The organism is Delftia tsuruhatensis (genome assembly GCF_903815225.1).
GTDB classification, from domain to species: domain Bacteria; phylum Pseudomonadota; class Gammaproteobacteria; order Burkholderiales; family Burkholderiaceae_C; genus Comamonas; species Comamonas tsuruhatensis_A.
This window is the reverse complement of record NZ_LR813084.1, coordinates 1378321-1397053: the sequence shown is the minus strand read 5'-3', so window position 1 is coordinate 1397053 and position 18733 is coordinate 1378321. Positions and strand designations below refer to the sequence as shown.

Sequence of the window (18733 nt, the reverse complement as noted above, 5' to 3'; positions counted from 1 at the left end):
ACTTGTCCATGAGCGCCATTTCCATTCCCGCCGATATCAACCGCAAGTACCTGGAAGCAGCTCGCCAACAGATCGCTCAGGGCGACCTGAAAAAGGCCGCGCAAACCCTGAACAAGGCACATCGTCAAATGCCCAACGATGCCCGCGTCTTCATGCTGGCGGGTCTGATGGCGGAAAGAGCGGGAAACATTCCCAAGGCAGAGGAAGCCTTTGGCCAGTGCCTCGAGCTGGCGCCCGTCTGGGGGCCTGGCCTGCTGGAAAGCGCACTCTTTCGTGCAAGACACGGCCAGTTCGAGACAGCCATTGAATTGGCGGAGAAAGTGGCCCGTATCGAACCCCGGAACCCCCAGGTCCTCGCAGGTGTGATCGACATTGCACATCGTGCCGGCAATCTACCGATGGCCATCAGGCATCTGCAACGCGGACTGGAACTGCACCCCAACGATGCAACGCTGCGCCAGCACCTGGCAGGCGATCTGGGCGATGTGGGAGAACATGCACAGGCCCTGCAACTGTGGAATGGGCTGATCGAGGAGTTCCCCCAGCAACCCCGATACAGGATGGGCCGAGTCAAGTTCAACGTCGCGCGTGGCCAAGCTTCGGAGGCTCTGGATGACATCCTCATCCTGGAAAAGGAATTTCCCGAAGATCCCACACTGGTCTATTACGCTGCGCTGGCAAGGGGAGAGACCCCGGCGCATCTGCCCGAGGAAATTCACCGCAACCTGTTCGACAACATGGCGGAGCAGTTCGACAAGCACCTAGTCCAGGGACTGGGCTACCAATTGCCGAAACTGGTCGCACAGCAATTGATTGCACGGCACCCCGAAAAGGAGGTCAATGTGCTGGACCTGGGCTGTGGTACAGGTCTGCTGGGACTGTGCCTCGGCCCCATGCAGGGCTACCTGATTGGCGTGGACAGCTCCCTGAAGATGATCGAGCAGGCCTCCAAGCACGGGGTCTACGACCGCTTTCACCACGTCAATCTGCTGGACGCACTGAGCAATACCCCGGACCAGGAATACGACGTTATCACCTGTCTGGATGTTCTGGTCTACATCGGCGATCCTCAGCCGGTGATTTCCAATGCAGCGCGCATCCTCAAGACCGGGGGCGAGTTCATCTTCTCGTGCGAAACGGGCGCAGAAGACGGCCCGGACTTTGCTCTGCAGCAGGCCAATGGACGCTACACGCACAAACGCAGCCACATCGAGGCAATGTGCAAGCAAGCAGGCTTCAGTGTTTCCACTGAAGAAATGGTGCTGCGCATGGAAGGCGGCCAGCCCGTGCACGCCTTCGTAGTGACCGCCATCAAAACAGCCTGAGGCAGCTCCCGCAGCCTACACCCACGCCACCTCGTGCGTGGGTCCCATGCCCGTGCAGGAGCCATCCCGCGCCCAGCGCGAGCTCCTGGGCACGTGCAGCAACAGGAACTCCATCTGATCGGCCAGAATGCGCCGGTTGCGCAGGATGAAATCTTCCCAGAGACTGGGCACGTAGGGCGCGTACAGCAGGGGCATGCGCGCCTGCTCGGGCGTGCGGGCGCCCTTGCGGTGATTGCAGGAGCGACAAGCCGTCACCAGGTTCATCCACTGGTGGCCACCGCCCGCCGAGATCGGAACGATATGCTCGCGCGTGAGGTCGCTCTCATGGAAGAGCCTGCCGCAGTAGGCGCAGATGCAGCGGTCGCGCGCGAACAGCTTGCCATTGGTCAGGCCCGGCTGCAGGCTGTGGGGGTTGATGGAAGGCGCGCCGCGTGTGCCGATGATGCTGTTGATGTGGATGACCGACTGGCAGCCCGTGACGGCATTGTGACCTCCGCGAAAGCAGGCCACCTCCCCCCCGGATTCCCAGCGCACATCGTCCGCCGCGTAATGCAGCGCCGCCTGCTCCAGCGAGATCCAGGATTGGGGCAGCCCTTGGGCCGACAGCTTCAAAACCTTCACGACACGCCTCCTCTGACACCTTGGGTGAGTGGGAATGCAGCCAGTGCATAGGCCCCGGGCAGGCCTTATCGAAGCAATATACTCTGTTTCCATGTCGGATTGACAGCCCGGGCCGGGTGCGCGCGTGCCAGCCGCTACTGAAAACAAAGCATCCCATGAAGATTTTTCGAGGTTTCAACCATCCAGGGAAAGAGTCGGCCTGTGCTGTCACCATCGGCAATTTCGATGGGGTGCACAGGGGCCACCAGGCCATGCTGGCCCTGCTGGCAGCCGAGGCCGCGCAGCGCGGCGTGCCCACCTGCGTGCTGACTTTCGAACCCCATCCGCGCGACTATTTCGCCCAGGTCCTGGGCCGGCCCGGAATCGCCCCGGCGCGCATAGGCACGCTGCGCGACAAGCTGTCGGAGCTGGCGCGCTGCGGCGTGGACCAGACCGTGGTGCTGCCCTTCAACCAGACTCTGGCCAGCCAGGCGCCCCAGGCCTTCATCGACGAAGTGCTGGTGGCCGGGCTGGGCGCCCGGTACGTTCTGGTCGGTGATGATTTCCGCTTCGGCGCGCAGCGCGCGGGCGACTACGCCATGCTCGATGCGGCCGGCCAGCGCCAGGGCTTCGACGTAGCGCGCATGAACAGCTACGAAGTCCATGGCCTGCGTGTATCCAGCACCCATGTGCGCACGGCCCTGTCCGAGGGCCGCATGCAGGATGCGGCGCGGCTGCTGGGCCATCCCTACACGATCTCCGGGCATGTGGTGCATGGCCGCAAGCTGGGCCGCAGCCTGGCCGAAAGCCGCCAGGGCGCGGGAGACGGCTTTCGCACGCTGAACCTGCGCTTCAACCACTGGAAGCCCGCGGCCGGCGGCATCTTCGCGGTGCTGGTGCATGGCCTGCACGAGCAGCCGCTGCGCGGCGTGGCCAACCTGGGCGTGCGGCCCTCGCTGGACCCCGCCGACGTCAACGGCGGGCGCGTGCTGCTGGAGACCCACTGCCTCGATTGGCCCGGCGCGCCGGGTGGGGAAGAGGCCTACGGTAAAATCATCCGCGTGGAACTTCTGCACAAACTGCACGACGAACTGAAGTACAACAGTCTTGACGCCCTCACCGCAGGCATCGCCAAGGACTGCGATGACGCGCGCGCGTTCTTCGCCACCATCCACACGCCCATCTACACCGAGACCCGTCGCCAGACCACGCGCGACCGAATTTGACGCTCTCCGTCACCTGCCTGGGCGTGGGTGCGCTCCAGGCTTTCCGTTTCCCTTTTCGTGTCCGGGCCAGGCCGTCCGGGCCCTGGCCTGCTTTCAAGGTTCTCCATGTCTGATTCGAAAGTCTCTCCCAACGCCAATGCGGGCTATCGCACCACGCTGAACATGCCCGACACGCCCTTTCCCATGCGCGGCGACCTGCCCAAGCGTGAGCCGGGCTGGGTCCAGGAATGGGAGGACAAGGGCATCTACAAGAAGCTGCGCGATGCACGCCATGGCGCACCCAAGTTCATCCTGCATGATGGTCCACCCTATGCCAACGGCAAGATCCACATCGGCCATGCAGTGAACAAGGCGCTCAAGGACATGATCGTCAAGAGCCGCCAGCTCGAAGGCTTCGACGCCATGTACGTACCGGGCTGGGACTGCCACGGCCTGCCCATCGAGAACGCCATCGAGAAGCTGCACGGCCGCAACCTGCCGCGCGACGAGATGCAGGCCAGGAGCCGCGCCTTCGCCACCGAGCAGATCGCCCAGCAGATGGTGGACTTCAGGCGCCTGGGCGTGCTGGGTGACTGGGACCACCCCTACAAGACCATGAACTACGCCAACGAGGCCGGCGAACTGCGTGCCCTCAAGCGTGTCATGGAGCGGGGATTCGTCTACCGCGGCCTCAAGCCCGTGTACTGGTGCTTCGACTGCGGCTCCTCGCTGGCCGAGTTCGAGATCGAGTACGCCGACAAGCAGAGCCAGACACTGGACGTGATGTTCCCCGCTGCCGAGCCCGAGAAGCTCGCCGCGGCCTTCGGCCTGCCGTCGCTGGACAAGCCGGCCTTCATCGTGATCTGGACCACCACCGCGTGGACCATCCCCGCCAACCAGGCACTGAACGTCAATCCCGAGCTCGAATACAGCCTGGTGGACACCGAGCGTGGCCTGCTGATCGTGGCCTCGGCCCTGGTCGAGAAATGCCTGGCGCGCTGGAAGCTTGAGGGCCGGGTCGTGGCAAGCGCCAAGGGTGAGAGGCTCGACCACATGCCGTTCAGGCATCCGCTGGCCCATGTGGACAAAGGCTATGACCGGATCTCGCCCGTCTACCTGGCCGACTACGCCACCGCAGACGATGGCACGGGCGTGGTGCACTCGGCTCCAGCCTACGGTCTGGACGACTTCAACTCCTGCGTCAGCAATGGCATGGCCTATGAGGACATCCTCAACCCCGTGCAGGGCAACGGAGTCTATGCGCCCGAGCTGCCGCTGTTCGGTGGCCAGCACATCTGGAAGGCCGTTCCCGTCATCCTCGACGCGCTGAAGGTGGCCGGCCGCCTGATGGACACCACGACCATCACCCACAGCTACCCGCACTGCTGGCGTCACAAGACGCCCGTGATCTACCGCGCCGCCGCCCAATGGTTCATCCGCATGGACGAAGGCGAAGGCGTGTTCACCAAGGTCGGCGACAAGCCCGCCCAGACGCTGCGCCAGATCGCGCTCGAAGCCATCGAGAAGACCCAGTTCTACCCGGAGAACGGCAAGACCCGCCTGCGCGACATGATCGCCGGCCGGCCCGACTGGTGCATATCGCGCCAGCGCAGCTGGGGCGTGCCCCTGCCCTTCTTCCTGCACAAGGACAGCGGCGAGCTGCACCCGCGCACCATGGAGATCATCGACCAGGCCGCCGCCATGGTCGAGCAGGGCGGCATCGAGGCCTGGAGTCGCGTGACGGCCGAGGACATCCTGGGCGCCGAGGACGCCGTGCACTACACCAAGAGCACCGACATCCTCGAGGTCTGGTTCGACTCGGGCTCCACGTTCTGGCACGTGATGCGCGGCACGCACGCCGACATGCACCACGACCAGGGCCCCGAGGCCGATCTGTACCTGGAAGGCCATGACCAGCACCGCGGCTGGTTCCATTCCTCGCTGCTGCTGGCTTCGGCCATCTTCGGCCGCGCGCCCTACCGCGGCCTGCTGACCCACGGCTTCACCGTGGACGGCCAGGGCAAGAAGATGTCCAAGTCGCTGGGCAACACCGTTGCCCCGCAGGACGTGAGCAACAAGATGGGCGCCGAGATCATCCGCCTGTGGGTGGCCTCGACCGACTATTCGGGCGACCTGGGCATCGACGAGAAAATCCTGGCGCGCGTGGTGGACGCCTACCGCCGCATCCGCAACACGCTGCGCTTCCTGCTGGCCAACGTCAGTGACTTCGATGCAGCCAGGGATTCCGTGCCCGTGGACGAGCTGCTGGAGATCGACCGCTGGGCCCTGGCCCGCGCGGCCCAGTTCCAGGCCGAGGTGCTGGCCCACTACAAGGTCTACGAGTTCCACCCCGTGGTGGCCAAGCTACAGCTGTTCTGCTCGGAGGACCTGGGCGGCTTCTACCTGGACGTGCTCAAGGACCGCCTGTACACCAGTGCACCCGGCAGCCTGGCCCGCCGCAGCGCCCAGACCGCGCTGCACCGGATCACGCACGCCATGCTGCGCTGGATGGCGCCGTTCCTGTCCTTCACGGCCGAAGAGGCCTGGAAGGTCTTCGGCGACAGCGAGTCCATCTTCCTGGAGACCTATACCGACCTGCCGGCCGGCGACGAGGCCCTGCTGGCCAAGTGGGCGCGCCTGCGCGAGATCCGTGACGTGGTGAACAAGGACATCGAGGCCGTGCGCGCCGAAGGCAAGCTGGGTTCGTCGCTGCAGGCCGAGGTCCGTCTGTCGGCCCAGCCCGAGGATCTGGCCCTGCTGCACAGCCTGGGCGACGACCTGAAGTTCGTCTTCATCACCTCGGCTGCACAGGCCCTGGCCGGCGAAACCTTGCTGGCCGAGGTCACGCCCAGCAGCCATGCCAAGTGCGAGCGCTGCTGGCATTACCGTGCCGATGTGGGCACCAACCCCGAGCATCCCGGCCTGTGCGGCCGCTGCGACAGCAATCTGCACGGCGCCGGCGAAGTGCGCACGACCGCCTGACCACCGTCCGAGGCCCAGCCATGACCCCTACCTTTGCCGCGGTACCCCAATCCCGCAACAGCCGCATCTGGCCCTGGCTGGCCTGGTCGCTGGCCATCATCGCCATCGACCAGCTCACCAAGCAGTGGATCCTGGATGCCTACCAGCTGGGGGACTGGACACCGATCACGGGCTTCTTCAACATCGTGCGCGCGCACAACACCGGTGCGGCCTTCTCCTTCCTGGCCGGTGCCGGGGGCTGGCAGCGCTGGCTGTTCGTGGGCATCGGCGTGGCGGCCACGGTGCTCATCGTCTGGCAGTTGCGCAAGCACCCGGGGCAGAAACTGTTTTGCTTCTCCCTGGCCAGCATCCTGGGCGGCGCCATCGGCAACGTGGTCGACCGGCTCCAGCACGGCTATGTGGTGGACTTTCTCGACTTCTACTGGGGCCGCTCGCACTTTCCGGCCTTCAATGCCGCCGACATCGCCATCAGCGTGGGCGCGGCCTGCCTGATCCTCGATGAGGTGCTTCGCGCACGGCGCGCCGGCAAGAGCTGACCCGCGCCGCGATGGCGCTTCGCGACAGCCCCTCCCGCGAGGGGCTTTTTCGTTGACGCCGCATCCCGGACACCGATGCATGGGGGTTTTCCTGAGTGCGTTTGTGGTCAACGGAATTTCTTTTTGCTTCGTTTTATTTCTACAATTTTCCTTATTTCGCACCAAACTGTGCGCTCATGCGGCCGCCTCTCCTGCGCGCAAGCCAGGACCGGGGTTATATTGGTCCGCTTCTCCGCTCACAGCACATGAAGCACTTACTCAATCTCCTGGCCGCCATCGCCCTGCTGGTATGGGGCACGCACATGGTCCGCACCGGCGTGCTGCGTGTGTTCGGCGCCAACCTGCGCAACCTGCTCGCCCACAGCATGAGCAACCGCTTCTCGGCCGCGCTGTCGGGCCTGGGCGTGACCGCGCTGGTGCAGTCGAGCACGGCCACTTCGCTGATGACCTCGGCCTTCGTGGGTCAGGGCCTGATCACGCTGCCGGCAGCGCTGGCCGTGATGCGTGGCGCCGACGTAGGCACGGCACTGATGGCGGTGCTGTTCTCCACCGACCTGTCCTGGCTGTCGCCTCTGTTCATCTTCGTGGGCGTGGTGCTGTTCATCACCCGCCAGGACACGACGGCCGGGCGCATAGGCCGGGTGCTGATCGGCCTGGGCGTGATGCTGCTGGCGCTGCGCCTGGTGGTGGAGGCCACCGAGCCGCTGCTGGAGGCACCCGCCGTGCGCACATTGCTGGCCTCGGTGACCAGCGACATCTTCATGGAGCTGCTGCTGGGTGCCGTGCTCGCCGTGATGGCCTACTCCAGCCTGGCCATCGTGCTGCTGATCGCGGCCATGGCCAGCTCGGGCGCGATCCCCATGGAGGTGGCGCTGGGCCTGACGCTGGGCGCCAACATCGGCAGCGGCCTGGTAGCCGTGCTGACCACGGCCAAGTCCAGCGTGGAGGTGCGCCAGGTCACCATCGGCAACATGCTGTTCAAGATCATGGGCGTGGCCATCGTCGCGCCCTTGCTGGGGTTGTGGATCACCTATGTGCTGCCGCTGATCGAGGGCAAGGGCCAGAACATCGTGCTGTTCCACCTGGCCTTCAACATCTTCAACAGCCTGTGCTTCATCGGCCTGACGCAGACCGTGGCGCGCTGGGTGACGGCCCTGCTGCCCAAGCCCGAGGCCAGCGCCACCAGCCTGCTGCGCCCGCGCCATCTCGACCCCTCGGCACTGAGCACGCCTTCGCTGGCCATCTCCTGCGCCGCGCGCGAGGCCCTGCACCAGGCCGACATGGTGGAGTCCATGCTGATCGGCATGCAGCGCGTGCTGGAGACCGACGACCTCAAGCTGTCCCAGGAGCTGCGCGAGCTCGAGGGCACGGTGGACGACCTGTACTCGGCCATCAAGTACTACATGACCAAGATCTCGCGCGCCGAGCTGGATGAGCGCGAGGGCCAGCGCTGGACCGAAATCATCAGCTTCACCATCAACATGGAGCAGATCGGCGACATCATCGAGCGCGTGCTGCTGGACATCGAGGACAAGAAGATCAAGAAGGGCCGCCAGTTCTCGGAAGCCGGCACCCAGGAAATCCGCGAACTGCTGCACCACCTGCTGGACAACCTGCGCCTGGCCATGAGCGTGTTCCTCAACGGCAATGTGCGCGAGGCCCAGAAGCTGCTGGAGGAGAAGGCGCGTTTTCGCGACCTGGAACTGGCCTACTCGGCCACCCACCTGGCGCGCCTGTCCGACAACACCGTGAGCAGCATAGAGACCAGTTCGCTGCACATCGATCTGATCAGCGACCTCAAGCGCATCAACTCGCTGCTGTGCTCGGTGGCCTATCCCATTCTGGAATCGGCCGGTGCGCTGGCGCCCAGCCGCCTCAAGGAGTCGGCACTGGACCAGACGGCGCGCTGAGCGCCGAGCATTCACCAGCCCAGCCAGGCAGCCAGCACCTGTGCGGCCTCGGGCGTGAACCGGTCCTGGAGCAGCCATTCGATGAGCTGGCCGCGCTCCATGAGCGCGAAGGCCTGCACCTCGCCATCCTGGTTGTCGGGCCGCAGGCCATCGGGCACGGTGGCACTGAACCAGTCGATGCGCTCGCGCATGAAGCCCCGGCCTTCGGCCTCGTCGCTGGGGCGCTCGAACAGCACATGTCCGCCATGGCGCATGCCCTGCAGTTCGGCTACGCGCAGGCCGGCCTCCTCCCAGGTCTCGCGTTCCACAGCTTCGGCCACGGTATCGCGCGCGGCCACCATGCCCCCCATCAACGTGTCCCACATGCCGGGGTTCGTGGGCTTGTCCCGGGCACGCTGCTGCACCCAGACGCGTCCGTCGGGTGCCTCGCCGACCAGGTGCACGGCCTGTGTGGCAATGCCCAGCGGGCGAACGGCGCCACGCTCCACCGTGGCAATGCGCCGGCCCTGCAGGTTGCACACGGCCAGTTGCTCATCGCGCCAGGGGCCGCAGTGGCCCGTGGCGCGCAGCACTCGGGCCAGGGCGTCGAGCTGCTGCGTGGCATCGCCCTCGCCGCTCAGATGCCAGCCCTGTGCCCGGCCCTGCAACGCCACGCCATGGGCCTGCAATGCCTCGTGCGGCAGCTGCCGCGCCAGACTGTCTTGCAGCGAACCTATTTCATGGCCCGCCACCCACAATGCACGGCGTGGCTGCTGCGCCGGCTGGCGCACATCGGCCCGCAGGCGCAGCAGCCAGGCCTGCACCCCAGGATCGTGCGGCGTACTCATGGCACAAGAATGGTCGAACCCGTGGTCCTGCGCGCCTCCAGGGCCACGTGCGCCTGGCGAACATCGGCCAGTGCGAAACGCTGGTCGATATGGATCCTGACTGCGCCGCCTTGCACGACCGCGAACAGCTCGTCCGCCATGGCCTGGGTGGCATCGCGGCTGGTGATGTGGGAGAACAGCGTCTGACGCGTCACGTACAGCGACTTGGCGGCCAGCACGGCGGGCGCGAAAGGCGCCACCGGCCCCGAGGCATTGCCGAAGCTCACCATCAGGCCGAAGCGCCGCAGGCAGGCCAGCGAGCCTTCCCAGGTGTCCTTGCCCACGCTGTCGTAGACCACCTTCACGCCCTGGCCGCCCGTGATCTCCTGGACACGCTCGGCGAAATTCTCGCTGCGGTAGTTGATGGCATGCGCCGCGCCATTGGCCAGCGCCAGCGCGCATTTCTCGTCCGATCCCGCCGTGGCGATGAGCCTCAGGCCCAGGGCCCGCGCCCATTGGCAGGCGATCAGTCCCACGCCGCCGGCCGCCGCATGGAACAGCACGGCATCGCCCGGTGCCAGGCCTTCGACGGGCATGCATTTGCGCAGCAGATACTGGGCCGTGAGCCCCTTGAGCATCATGGCCGCACCCATCTCGAAATCGATGCCGTCAGGCAGCCGGCACACGCAGATGGCCGGCATGACGCGCACCTCGCTGTAGCTGCCCGGCGGATTGCTGGCATAGGCCACGCGGTCGCCCACGCGCAGGTGGTCCACCCCCGCCCCCACGGCCTCGACCACGCCCGCACCCTCCATGCCCAGGTTCAGGGGCATGGGCAGCGTGTACAGGCCTGAGCGCTGGTAGACATCGATGAAGTTCAGCCCCACCGCGTGGTGGCGTATGCGCACCTCGCCCGGCCCGGGCTCGCCGACGGCGACCTGTACCAGCTCCAGGACCTCGGGACCGCCGTTGTGGCGGATCTGCACTGCAATACCCATGGGATGCACTCCTGTGAAAGCGACAAGAGCGGCATCGTGCCATGTTTTGGAGCGCCTCGCGGGACGCGACAGCGCGGGCGCCATGCAGCGCCTATAGTGGCGAGCCTGAAAGGCCCGCCTCCCACGCGTACCGCGATCCGCATGAACCAGCCGCTGAAGCCCTCCACCGCCGCCATACTGACGCTGCCGCCCCTGCTGTGGGCAGGCAACGCCATCGTGGGCCGCATGGTCCATGACCTGATCTCGCCCTTTGCGCTGAACTTCCTGCGCTGGGCCATCGCCTTCGCGCTGTTGTTGCCGCTGGCCGCCCGGGCGCTGCGCCCCAGCGGCCCCGTCTGGCCGCAGTGGCGCCAGTTCGCCCTGCTGGGCTTGCTGGGCATCGGCTGTTACAACGCCCTGCTGTACCTGGCCCTGAAGACATCGACGCCACTGAACGCCACCCTGGTGGGCTCGAGCATGCCCGTATGGATGCTGGTCGTGGGTCGTATCTGCTGGGGCATTGCCGTCAGCCGCCGCCAGATGCTGGGTGCCGCGCTGTCGGTGGTGGGCGTCGCCGTGGTGCTCTCGCGCGGCGACCCACGGGTCTTGCTGCAGCTGCAATTGGTGCCTGGCGACCTGTTCATGGTGCTGGCCACCATGCTCTGGGCCTTCTACACCTGGCAACTGTCCCGATCCACCGTGTCGCAGGAACTGCGTTCGGACTGGTCAGGCTTTCTGCTGGCGCAGATGGTCTTCGGGCTGATGTGGTCCGGCCTGTTCACGGGGCTGGAGGCGGCCTCGGGCCGTTTTCATCTGCAGCCGGGCTGGCCCCTGCTGGGCGCACTGCTGTTCATCGCCATCGGCCCGGCCATCCTGGCCTACCGCTTCTGGGGGCTGGGAGTGCAGCGCAGCAGTCCTGCAGTGGCAGGTTTCTTCGGCAATCTGATGCCCCTGTTCACCGCGCTGCTGTCCATCCCGCTGCTGGGCCAGACGCCCCAGCCATACCACGCACTGGCGTTCGTGCTCATCGTGGGCGGCATCATGGTGTCTTCGCGCCGGGGATAGCCTTGGCCACGCCGTGCCCGGCGGCGCGCACGGGCACCTTGGCCAGCAGTTGCTCGAAGCTGAGAATCGGCACGGGCGGACTGAACAGGTAGCCCTGGAAGTACTCGCAGCCATAGTGGGCCAGCAGGGCGCGCTGCTCCAGCGTCTCCACGCCTTCGGCGATCACATCCAGGTTCAGGTTGCGGGCCATGCCGATGATGGTCTGCACGATCACGTCGTCGGTGTGGCGCATGCCCAGGTGACGCACGAAGGACTGGTCGATCTTGAGCTGGTTGAGCGGCAGCTGGGTGAGATAGGTCAGCGAGGAGTGGCCGGTGCCGAAGTCATCCATGGAAAAGCACACGCCATGGCTGCGCAGCTGCTTCATCTTGGCGATGGACTCCTGTACGTTCTCGATCACCAGGGACTCGGTCAGCTCCAGCTTGAGCAGATGCGGGGCGATGCCGGCGTTGCGCACCTGCTCGATCACCTGGGAGGCGAAGTCCTGGTGGCGGAACTGGCGCGCGCTGACATTCACGGCCACCTGCAGATGGCGCAGGCGCCCATCCTTTTGCCAGGCCGCCAGCTGCTCGCAGGCCGTGCGGATCACCCACATGCCCAGAGGCACGATGATCTCGCTTTCCTCGGCCACCGCGATGAACATGCCGGGCGGCACCAGGCCGCGTTCAGGATGGCGCCAGCGCAGCAGGGCCTCGGCGCCGATGACCTCGCCCGCCAGCGTGAACTGGGGCTGGTAGTGCAGCTCGAACTGGGACTGCGCCAGGGCCTGGCGCAGATCGCCCTCCATGCGCACGCGCTGGTGGATCTCCACCTGCATCTGCGGGTCGAAAAAGCACAGGCCGCTGCCGTTGCGCGCCTTGATCTGGTACATGGCGATGTCGGCCTGCTTGAGCAGTTCCGCCGCCGACTGCGGCTGGCGGCCGAACAGCGTGGCGCCGATGCTGCAGGCGCTGCGATGCATGTGCGCCCCCAGCACATAGGACTGGTTGAGCCGCGCCAGGATCTTCTCGCCGATGCGCTGCGCCAGCGTGGCAGCCTCGGCCGGTTCATGCGACAGCTCGCAGAGCATGACCACGAACTCGTCCCCGCCCAGGCGTGCCACCGTGTCCGAGGAGCGCACGGCGCTGCGCAGCCGGTGGGCCACCTGTTGCAGCAACTGGTCGCCCACCTCATGGCCCAGCGTGTCATTGAGCATCTTGAACTGGTCCAGGTCCAGGAACAGCAGCGCCCCGGTCCAGCCTTCGCGCGCGGCCAGCACCGTGGCTTGGGCCAGGCGATCAAGCAGCAGGCGACGGTTGGGCAGGCTGGTCAGCGGGTCATAGAAGGCCAGGCTCTCGATCTCGGCCGTCGCCAGCCGGATGTCCGTGATGTCGTTGTAGGTGATGACGACGCCGTCCTCGGCAGCCGGGCGCGCCGTCATCTGCACAAAGCGGCCACTGGGCAGTTGAACCTCCACAGGCTTGCCGGACAGTTCCAGCAGTTGGGCGTGCAGATCCCTGGACTCTTCGAGCAGGTCCTTGGACATGTTCAGGCCGCAGGTGCTCGGACAGGCCTCCAGCAGTTCGCGCAGAGGACGGCCTGGTTCCAGCAGCGGGACATGCCAGGGAAACATCTCGCCATAGCAATGGTTCCAGCGCAGCACGCGCAACTGCGCATCAAGCTGCAAAAAGCCGCTGACCATGCTGTCCAGCGCCTGGTCCAGCCATTGCTCGGAGCGCTGGGCCTGCCGGCGGGCCGCATGCAGGCGCTCCATGTAGCGGTGCACCGTCCATCCCAGCACGGCCAGCAGCCCCCCCAGAAGGATCAGGGCCGCCACCATCACCCAGGCAGCCACGCGCCAGCCCGCCAGCACGGTGGACATGGGCAGGCTGGCCGTGACCCACAGATTGCCGCGGGGCAGCGGGTGCGCGGCGACCAGTGCGGGCACCCGGCTCAGTCGCGAGGCCATGTACATGACGCCGCTGGAAGCCATCTGCGATGTGGCGGGCAGCAGGCGCGTCGCGGCGGCCTCGCCAAATTGCGGCATGGACAGCAGCAGCTCGCCATGGCCCTGCTCCAGGGTCACCTCCAGCCCGTCGAGCACACCACCCTGGGCCAGCACCGCGCCCAACGCCGATGCCGGCAACTGCATCAGCACGCTGTTGCGCGGCGCCCCGTGGCCCAGCGGCCGCAGCACGTACAGCATGCGCTCCACCCCAGGCACCTGCGGCGCCACGGCGGGGGGACTGGCCAGCAACTCCGACCGGCTGCGGGCGCCGATGCGCTCCCAGACCTGCGCAGGCAGTTCGATGGCGGGTCCGTCGCCAGAGGCAGCCAGTTCTCCACCCTGGGCACCGTGCACGGACATGCGCCGCACCAGCGGGTTCTGCCGCGCCATGGTGTGCAGCATCTCCTGCAATTGCTCCCGCGGCATGGCCGCCGGATCACGCGCGCCCAGCAGATCATCGACCCCCAGGGCCAGCGCGTCGATGGACTCCAGGCTGCGGCCTATGGCGGCCTCGGAGCCCAGCACGAAGCGCACCAGGCGCAGCGAGGCCTCCTCCTGCGCCGTGCTGCGCATGCTGCCGAGCAGCCAGACCATCGCCCCCGCCAGGGCCAGTGTCAGCAGCACCAGCAACAGGCCGAGCGTATGGCGCATGCCGGCGGGCCGACTCCAGGGGCCGGTATTCCCGGCCTCCGATGGCCGGGCCTGATCGGTCATCGTCCTGCTCCTGTCATGGCATGCGGGGCCTGGAGGACCGTCTCACCCCGCGGCCTGAATGGCACTGCAAGACCAGCCACACATCCGTCTTGGCCCCGGACCTGTTCATGGCGGCAGTGCGGGCACGCATCAGAAGGTCCCTGCGTACAGGCCACCGTCGGGCAGGATGTTCTGGCCCGTCATGTAGCCGGCGTGCACGCTGCAAAGGAAGGCGCAGATGGCACCGAATTCCTCGGGTGTGCCGAATCGGCGCGCAGGCACCTGGGACTGCTGGGCCAGGCGGACATCGTCAACGCTCCGGCCGCTCTTGTCCGCGGCAGCCGAGAAGGTCGTGCGCAGGCGATCGGTATCGAACTTGCCGGGCAGCAGGTTGTTGACGGTCACGCCCTTGGCGGCGATGCCGCTGCGCGCCAGGCCCGCCACGAAGCCGGTGAGGCCGCTGCGCGCGCCGTTGGACAGGCCCAGGATGTCGATGGGCGCCTTCACGGCGCTCGACGTGATGTTGATGATGCGGCCAAAGCCGCGTGCCGCCATGCCATCGACCGTGGCCTTGATCAGCTCGATGGGCGTCAGCATGTTGGCATCCACCGCCTTGAGCCAGGCCGTACGGTCCCAGTCGCGGAAGTCACCGGGTGGTGGCCCGCCGGCATTGGTGACGACGATGTCGAAGTCCACGCCGGGGCCACCCGCGGCCGTCAGCACCGCGGCACGGCCCTGCTCGGTGGTGATGTCGGCAGCAACGGACACGATCTGGACCCCGGGTGCCAGGGCCGAGAGGCGGGCTACGGCCTCCTGCAGAGCTTCGGGATTGCGTGCGTTGACCACCAGGTTCACACCCTCCTGCGCCAGCGCACTGGCGCAGCCGTAGCCCAGGCCCTTGCTGGCGCCGCATACCAGGGCCCACTTGCCCGCAATTCCCAGATCCATGTCTCACTCCTGAACAAACAAAAACCCCGCCAGCGCCCGTGCGGCGGCAGAGCACATTGTGCGCGAGGCTTCGCCGGTTTCGCGCCAAACCTGCGAAAACGTGGGCACGCACGCCGCGGGAGGCACCGGAGGCCGGCTTCAGTGGACGCCGCCTCCGGGCTGGCCGCGGAACAGCCTGTGGTGCAACCGCCGCAGCGACCACCATACGCCCAGCGCCACCAAGGGAATCGCGACGGCGGCCGTGCTTTCGGGCGACCAGGGCCAGCCCAGCGTCTTCGCGCCCTTGGCCAGGTAGCTGATCAGGCCCGTGAAGTAATAGGTGATGGCGGCGACCGACAGGCCCTCCACCGTGGACTGGAGCTTGAGCTGCATGTCCTGGCGCTGGTTCATCGCCCCCAGCAACTGCTGGCTGCTTTGCTGCTGCTCGATCTCCACGCGGGTGCGAAGCAGGCTGCTGACGCGCGAGACGCGCTCGGACAGTGCGTTCTGGCGCCGGGCCGCCCACTCACAGGTGCTGCGCGCGGGCGTCAGGCGCCGGTCCATGAACTCGCGGATGGTCTGCATGCCATCGATGCGCGACTCCTGGATATCCTGTATGCGCTTGTCCACCAGTTCGAAATACGCGGCACTGGCCGAAAAGCGCGAATGCGTGGTCGCGTACTCGCTCTCCACCTGCCCGGCCAGGCGTGTCAGCCGGTCCAGCAGGGCCGGCTCGGCGTCGCGGTCCGCCAGCCGGATGGAATGGGCCAGGGCCGCCAGGTCGCGCTCGGCCGTGGCCAGCACGGCAGCGGCCTGCCGGGCCGCCGGCAGCCCCAGCAATGCCGCCATGCGGTAGGTCTCGATTTCCAGCAGCCGCTGCACCAGACGCCCCAGGCGGCGCGCAGACAGGGACTCGCCCGCCAGCAGCAGCATGCGCGAGAAACCATCGGCATGGATGGCGAAGTCCGTGTAGACCTTGCCACCGTCGCCTGCCACGCAGGCACCCACCAGCGTGTCCTCCTGCAGCATGTGGCGGACCAGATGCCGCGCATCGACAGCGCTTTCCTGCAGGGCCCACAGATGCAGTGCGCTCAGGCATTGCCCCGGCAGGGCGGCCAGCCAGTCGCGCGGCACATAGTCGATGGCCGCCTCGGGCTCGCGCACATCGTCGATGCCGGCCTGGGCCATGGGCTTGCTGAAGGTCCAGCAGACGAATTCCGTATGCAGCTCCCAGCGCAGATGGAAAGCCCCCAGGTCGATCAGCACATGGGTGGTGGACGCATCGGGCGGCGGCCGGTGGTGGTTGCGCAGCAGCGTGGTCACATGGGCGCGGCTGGCTTCGCGCTGGGCCGCGTCGGCCAGCATGACCACATGCGTGATGGCCAGGGGAGCCTGCATCTCCTCGGCCGGGCGGGCGTGGATCTCGTTGTGCAACAGCACGCGCTGGGGGTGCTGGGATGACAGAAGTGGGGACATCGGAACCTCGAAAAACTGCGCGCTATTGTGCAGGCAACGACGCAGCGGGCATCAGGGCCATCCCAGGCAAAAAAAACGGCCCCGAAGGGCCGTCAAGCAACATGGTTGCAACGCTGAGGCGATCAATCCTCCACGAATGCTTCTTCGCGCTTGTTCTTCACTGCGGGCATCAGCACCACCACCAGCAGCACCACGGCGGCGAGCAGCAGGCCGGCCGAGATCGGACGGGTCACGAACACGCTCCAGTCGCCACGCGACAGCAGCAGCGCACGGCGCAGGTTCTCTTCCATCATCGGGCCCAGGATGAAGCCCAGCAGCAAGGGAGCCGGTTCGGTGCCCAGCTTGTGGAACACATAGCCCACGAAGCCGAAGATACCCACCATCCACACGTCCCAGGTGTTGTTGTTGGTACCGTACACGCCGATCGCGCAGAACAGAACGATGGACGGGAACAGCCAGCGGTAGGGCACGGTCAGCAGCTTGATCCAGACGCCGATCAGCGGCAGGTTCAGGATGATCAGCATCAGGTTGCCGATCCACATCGAGGCGATCAGGCCCCAGAACAGCTCGGGGTTGCTGGTCATCACCTGCGGGCCGGGCTGGATGTTGTGGATGGTCATCGCGCCCACCATCAGCGCCATCACGGCATTGGGCGGAATGCCCAGCGTCAGCAGCGGGATGAAGGAGGTCTGCGAACCGGCGTTGTTGGCCGACTCGGGAGCGCACACGCCACGGATGTTGCCTTGGCCGAAGGGGACTTCGCCCGGCTTGAGCTTGGTCTTCTTCTCGATGGTGTAGGCAGCGAAGGCCGACAGCATGGCACCGCCACCGGGCAGGATGCCCAGGGCCGAGCCCAGGGCCGTGCCGCGCAGCATGGCAGGCAGCATGCGCTTGAAGTCCTCGCCCGTGGGCATCAGGCCGGTCACCTTGGCGGCGAACACTTCGCGCTCGTCCTCAGGCTTGGACAGGTTGGCGATGATTTCGCCGTAGCCGAACACGCCCATGGCGATCACGACGAAGTCGATGCCGTCGGTCAGTTCGGGAATGTCGAAGCTGTAGCGAGCCACACCGGAGTTCACGTCGGTACCGACCATGCCCAGCAGCAGGCCCAGCACGATCATCGCGATGGCCTTGAGCAGCGAGCCCGAAGCCAGCACCACGGCACCGATCAGACCCAGGGTCATCAGCGAGAAGTACTCGGCGGGGCCGAACTTGAAGGCGACTTCCGTCAGCGGAGGCGCGAAGGCCGCCAGGATCACGGTGCCCACGCAGCCGGCGAAGAACGAGCCGATGCCGGCCGCGGCGAGCGCGGGTCCCGCTCTCCCCTTTCTGGCCATCTGGTAGCCGTCGATCACGGTCACCACCGACGAGGATTCACCGGGCAGGTTCACCAGAATGGCAGTGGTCGAGCCGCCATACTGGGCGCCGTAGTAGATGCCGGCCAGCATGATCAGCGCCGCCACCGGAGGCAGGGCGTAGGTCGCGGGCAGCAGCATGGCGATCGTTGCCACGGGACCGATGCCGGGCAGCACGCCGATCAGCGTACCCAGCAGACAGCCTACGAAGCAGTAGATCAGGTTCTGGAAAGTGAAGGCGACGCCGAAGCCGGTCGCCAGGTTCTGAAAAAGTTCCACGGACGATGCTCCTGCTTAGCCGGTGATGAAGCTGGGCCAGACGGGGAACTGCAGATTCAGTGCCCATACGAATGCCACATAGCTGCCCACTGCGAGGACGGTGGACAGAATCGCCACTTCCTTGAAGTTGAAGCTGTGGCCACCCAGGCTGGCGATGAACACCAGCGCATAGATGGCGACGATCAGGCCGAACTGGGGAATGCCAAGGCCGGGAACGCCTACCAGCAGGATGCCGAACGCAAAGTTCGCGGCCAGGATGAAGAACACCTGCTTCCACGCCCACTTGCCGATCTTGTCACCGCCCGACGGACCCTTGGTCAGGCCCGTGACGCAGATGGCGGCACCCAGGATGGACATCAGCACGCCCAGGATCAGCGGGAAGTAGCCCGGGCCCATGCGGGCGCCGGTGCCGACGGTGTAGTTGGTTGCGCCGATCGCAAAGGCGAGGCCGACCACCAAGAACATCACGCCGGAAAAAAAGTCTTTCTGACTCTTGATTTTCACGAGAATGTCTCCTTACGGAATCACGACCCGGCGATTTTGCGTTCAGAAAAACTGTGTCCGAATGTGGATTCCACCTACAAAGGGCATACCCTCATGTCCTACCCGC

The 18733-nt window shown here is 66.2% G+C and carries 14 protein-coding genes; 6 read left to right on the top strand and 8 right to left on the bottom strand.

The annotated features are described in order from the left end of the window. Positions 1-8 precede the first annotated feature (8 nt). Positions 9-1325 (top strand): methyltransferase domain-containing protein, encoded by a 1317-nt coding sequence (locus L1Z78_RS06300; RefSeq protein ID WP_234642104.1) that lies wholly within the window; start codon positions 9-11, stop codon positions 1323-1325. A 15-nt stretch (positions 1326-1340) separates the two neighbouring features. Here the strand turns inward: L1Z78_RS06300 and L1Z78_RS06295 are convergent, their stop codons facing one another. Continuing rightward, entirely contained in the window at positions 1341-1946 is a 606-nt protein-coding gene (locus L1Z78_RS06295; RefSeq protein WP_234640695.1) for an HNH endonuclease, read from the bottom strand. Positions 1947-2101: 155 nt separating this feature from the next. Here L1Z78_RS06295 and L1Z78_RS06290 point away from each other — a divergent pair, with 155 nt between their 5' ends. From L1Z78_RS06290 to L1Z78_RS06275, 4 genes are all read left to right on the top strand, one after another. Then, a complete protein-coding gene (locus L1Z78_RS06290) occupies positions 2102-3151 on the top strand; it encodes a bifunctional riboflavin kinase/FAD synthetase (protein ID WP_234640694.1) in 1050 nt (349 codons plus the stop codon). Positions 3152-3256: 105 nt separating this feature from the next. Beyond that, positions 3257-6112 (top strand): isoleucine--tRNA ligase, encoded by a 2856-nt coding sequence (ileS, locus tag L1Z78_RS06285; protein ID WP_234640693.1) that lies wholly within the window; start codon positions 3257-3259, stop codon positions 6110-6112. Between the two features lie 20 nt (positions 6113-6132). Next, entirely contained in the window at positions 6133-6648 is a 516-nt protein-coding gene (lspA, locus tag L1Z78_RS06280) for a signal peptidase II (protein WP_234640692.1), read from the top strand. Between the two features lie 245 nt (positions 6649-6893). After that, positions 6894-8558 carry a Na/Pi cotransporter family protein gene (locus L1Z78_RS06275; RefSeq protein ID WP_234640691.1) on the top strand — a complete coding sequence of 555 codons (1665 nt, stop codon included), beginning with the start codon at positions 6894-6896 and terminating at the stop codon, positions 8556-8558. An 11-nt stretch (positions 8559-8569) separates the two neighbouring features. Here L1Z78_RS06275 and L1Z78_RS06270 read toward each other — a convergent pair whose 3' ends face one another. Further along, entirely contained in the window at positions 8570-9385 is an 816-nt protein-coding gene (locus L1Z78_RS06270) for an NUDIX hydrolase (RefSeq protein ID WP_234640690.1), read from the bottom strand. Beyond that, positions 9382-10362 carry a quinone oxidoreductase family protein gene (locus L1Z78_RS06265; protein WP_234640689.1) on the bottom strand — a complete coding sequence of 327 codons (981 nt, stop codon included), beginning with the start codon at positions 10360-10362 and terminating at the stop codon, positions 9382-9384. Before L1Z78_RS06265 ends, L1Z78_RS06270 begins: the two co-directional genes overlap by 4 nt. A 141-nt stretch (positions 10363-10503) precedes the next feature. On the opposite strand from L1Z78_RS06265, the gene L1Z78_RS06260 reads away from it, so the two are divergent. Further along, the gene (locus L1Z78_RS06260) at positions 10504-11406 is read left to right on the top strand and encodes a DMT family transporter (RefSeq protein WP_234640688.1); all 903 of its coding nucleotides are present in this window, start codon (positions 10504-10506) and stop codon (positions 11404-11406) included. On the opposite strand, the gene L1Z78_RS06255 is transcribed toward L1Z78_RS06260, so the two are convergent. The 5 genes from L1Z78_RS06255 to L1Z78_RS06235 form a co-directional block, all read right to left on the bottom strand. Then, the gene (locus tag L1Z78_RS06255) at positions 11381-14044 is read right to left on the bottom strand and encodes an EAL domain-containing protein (protein ID WP_234640687.1); all 2664 of its coding nucleotides are present in this window, start codon (positions 14042-14044) and stop codon (positions 11381-11383) included. The two genes, L1Z78_RS06260 and L1Z78_RS06255, sit on opposite strands and share 26 nt — an antisense overlap. A 192-nt stretch (positions 14045-14236) precedes the next feature. Beyond that, complete coding sequence (locus L1Z78_RS06250; protein WP_234640686.1) at positions 14237-15034, bottom strand: SDR family oxidoreductase; 798 nt, start codon at positions 15032-15034, stop codon at positions 14237-14239. Between the two features lie 138 nt (positions 15035-15172). Beyond that, positions 15173-16489 carry a DUF3422 family protein gene (locus L1Z78_RS06245; RefSeq protein WP_234640685.1) on the bottom strand — a complete coding sequence of 439 codons (1317 nt, stop codon included), beginning with the start codon at positions 16487-16489 and terminating at the stop codon, positions 15173-15175. Between the two features lie 122 nt (positions 16490-16611). Then, on the bottom strand, positions 16612-18123 hold the full coding sequence (locus L1Z78_RS06240) for a tripartite tricarboxylate transporter permease (RefSeq protein ID WP_234640684.1): 1512 nt from the start codon (positions 18121-18123) through the stop codon (positions 16612-16614). 15 nt (positions 18124-18138) lie between these two features. Further along, entirely contained in the window at positions 18139-18627 is a 489-nt protein-coding gene (locus L1Z78_RS06235) for a tripartite tricarboxylate transporter TctB family protein (RefSeq protein ID WP_234640683.1), read from the bottom strand. Between the last annotated feature and the right edge of the window lie 106 nt (positions 18628-18733).

What these genes read in the sequence shown, in the direction of transcription:
- lspA (WP_234640692.1), top strand. Translation starts at nt 6,133, where the DNA reads ATGACCCCTACCTTTGCCGCGGTACCCCAATCCCGCAACAGCCGCATC.
- L1Z78_RS06245 (WP_234640685.1), bottom strand. Translation starts at nt 16,489, where the DNA reads ATGTCCCCACTTCTGTCATCCCAGCACCCCCAGCGCGTGCTGTTGCAC.
- L1Z78_RS06260 (WP_234640688.1), top strand. Translation starts at nt 10,504, where the DNA reads ATGAACCAGCCGCTGAAGCCCTCCACCGCCGCCATACTGACGCTGCCG.
- L1Z78_RS06300 (WP_234642104.1), top strand. Translation starts at nt 9, where the DNA reads ATGAGCGCCATTTCCATTCCCGCCGATATCAACCGCAAGTACCTGGAA.
- L1Z78_RS06255 (WP_234640687.1), bottom strand. Translation starts at nt 14,044, where the DNA reads ATGCGCCATACGCTCGGCCTGTTGCTGGTGCTGCTGACACTGGCCCTG.
- L1Z78_RS06290 (WP_234640694.1), top strand. Translation starts at nt 2,102, where the DNA reads ATGAAGATTTTTCGAGGTTTCAACCATCCAGGGAAAGAGTCGGCCTGT.
- L1Z78_RS06250 (WP_234640686.1), bottom strand. Translation starts at nt 15,034, where the DNA reads ATGGATCTGGGAATTGCGGGCAAGTGGGCCCTGGTATGCGGCGCCAGC.
- L1Z78_RS06265 (WP_234640689.1), bottom strand. Translation starts at nt 10,362, where the DNA reads ATGGGTATTGCAGTGCAGATCCGCCACAACGGCGGTCCCGAGGTCCTG.
- ileS (WP_234640693.1), top strand. Translation starts at nt 3,257, where the DNA reads ATGTCTGATTCGAAAGTCTCTCCCAACGCCAATGCGGGCTATCGCACC.
- L1Z78_RS06275 (WP_234640691.1), top strand. Translation starts at nt 6,894, where the DNA reads ATGAAGCACTTACTCAATCTCCTGGCCGCCATCGCCCTGCTGGTATGG.
- L1Z78_RS06270 (WP_234640690.1), bottom strand. Translation starts at nt 9,385, where the DNA reads ATGAGTACGCCGCACGATCCTGGGGTGCAGGCCTGGCTGCTGCGCCTG.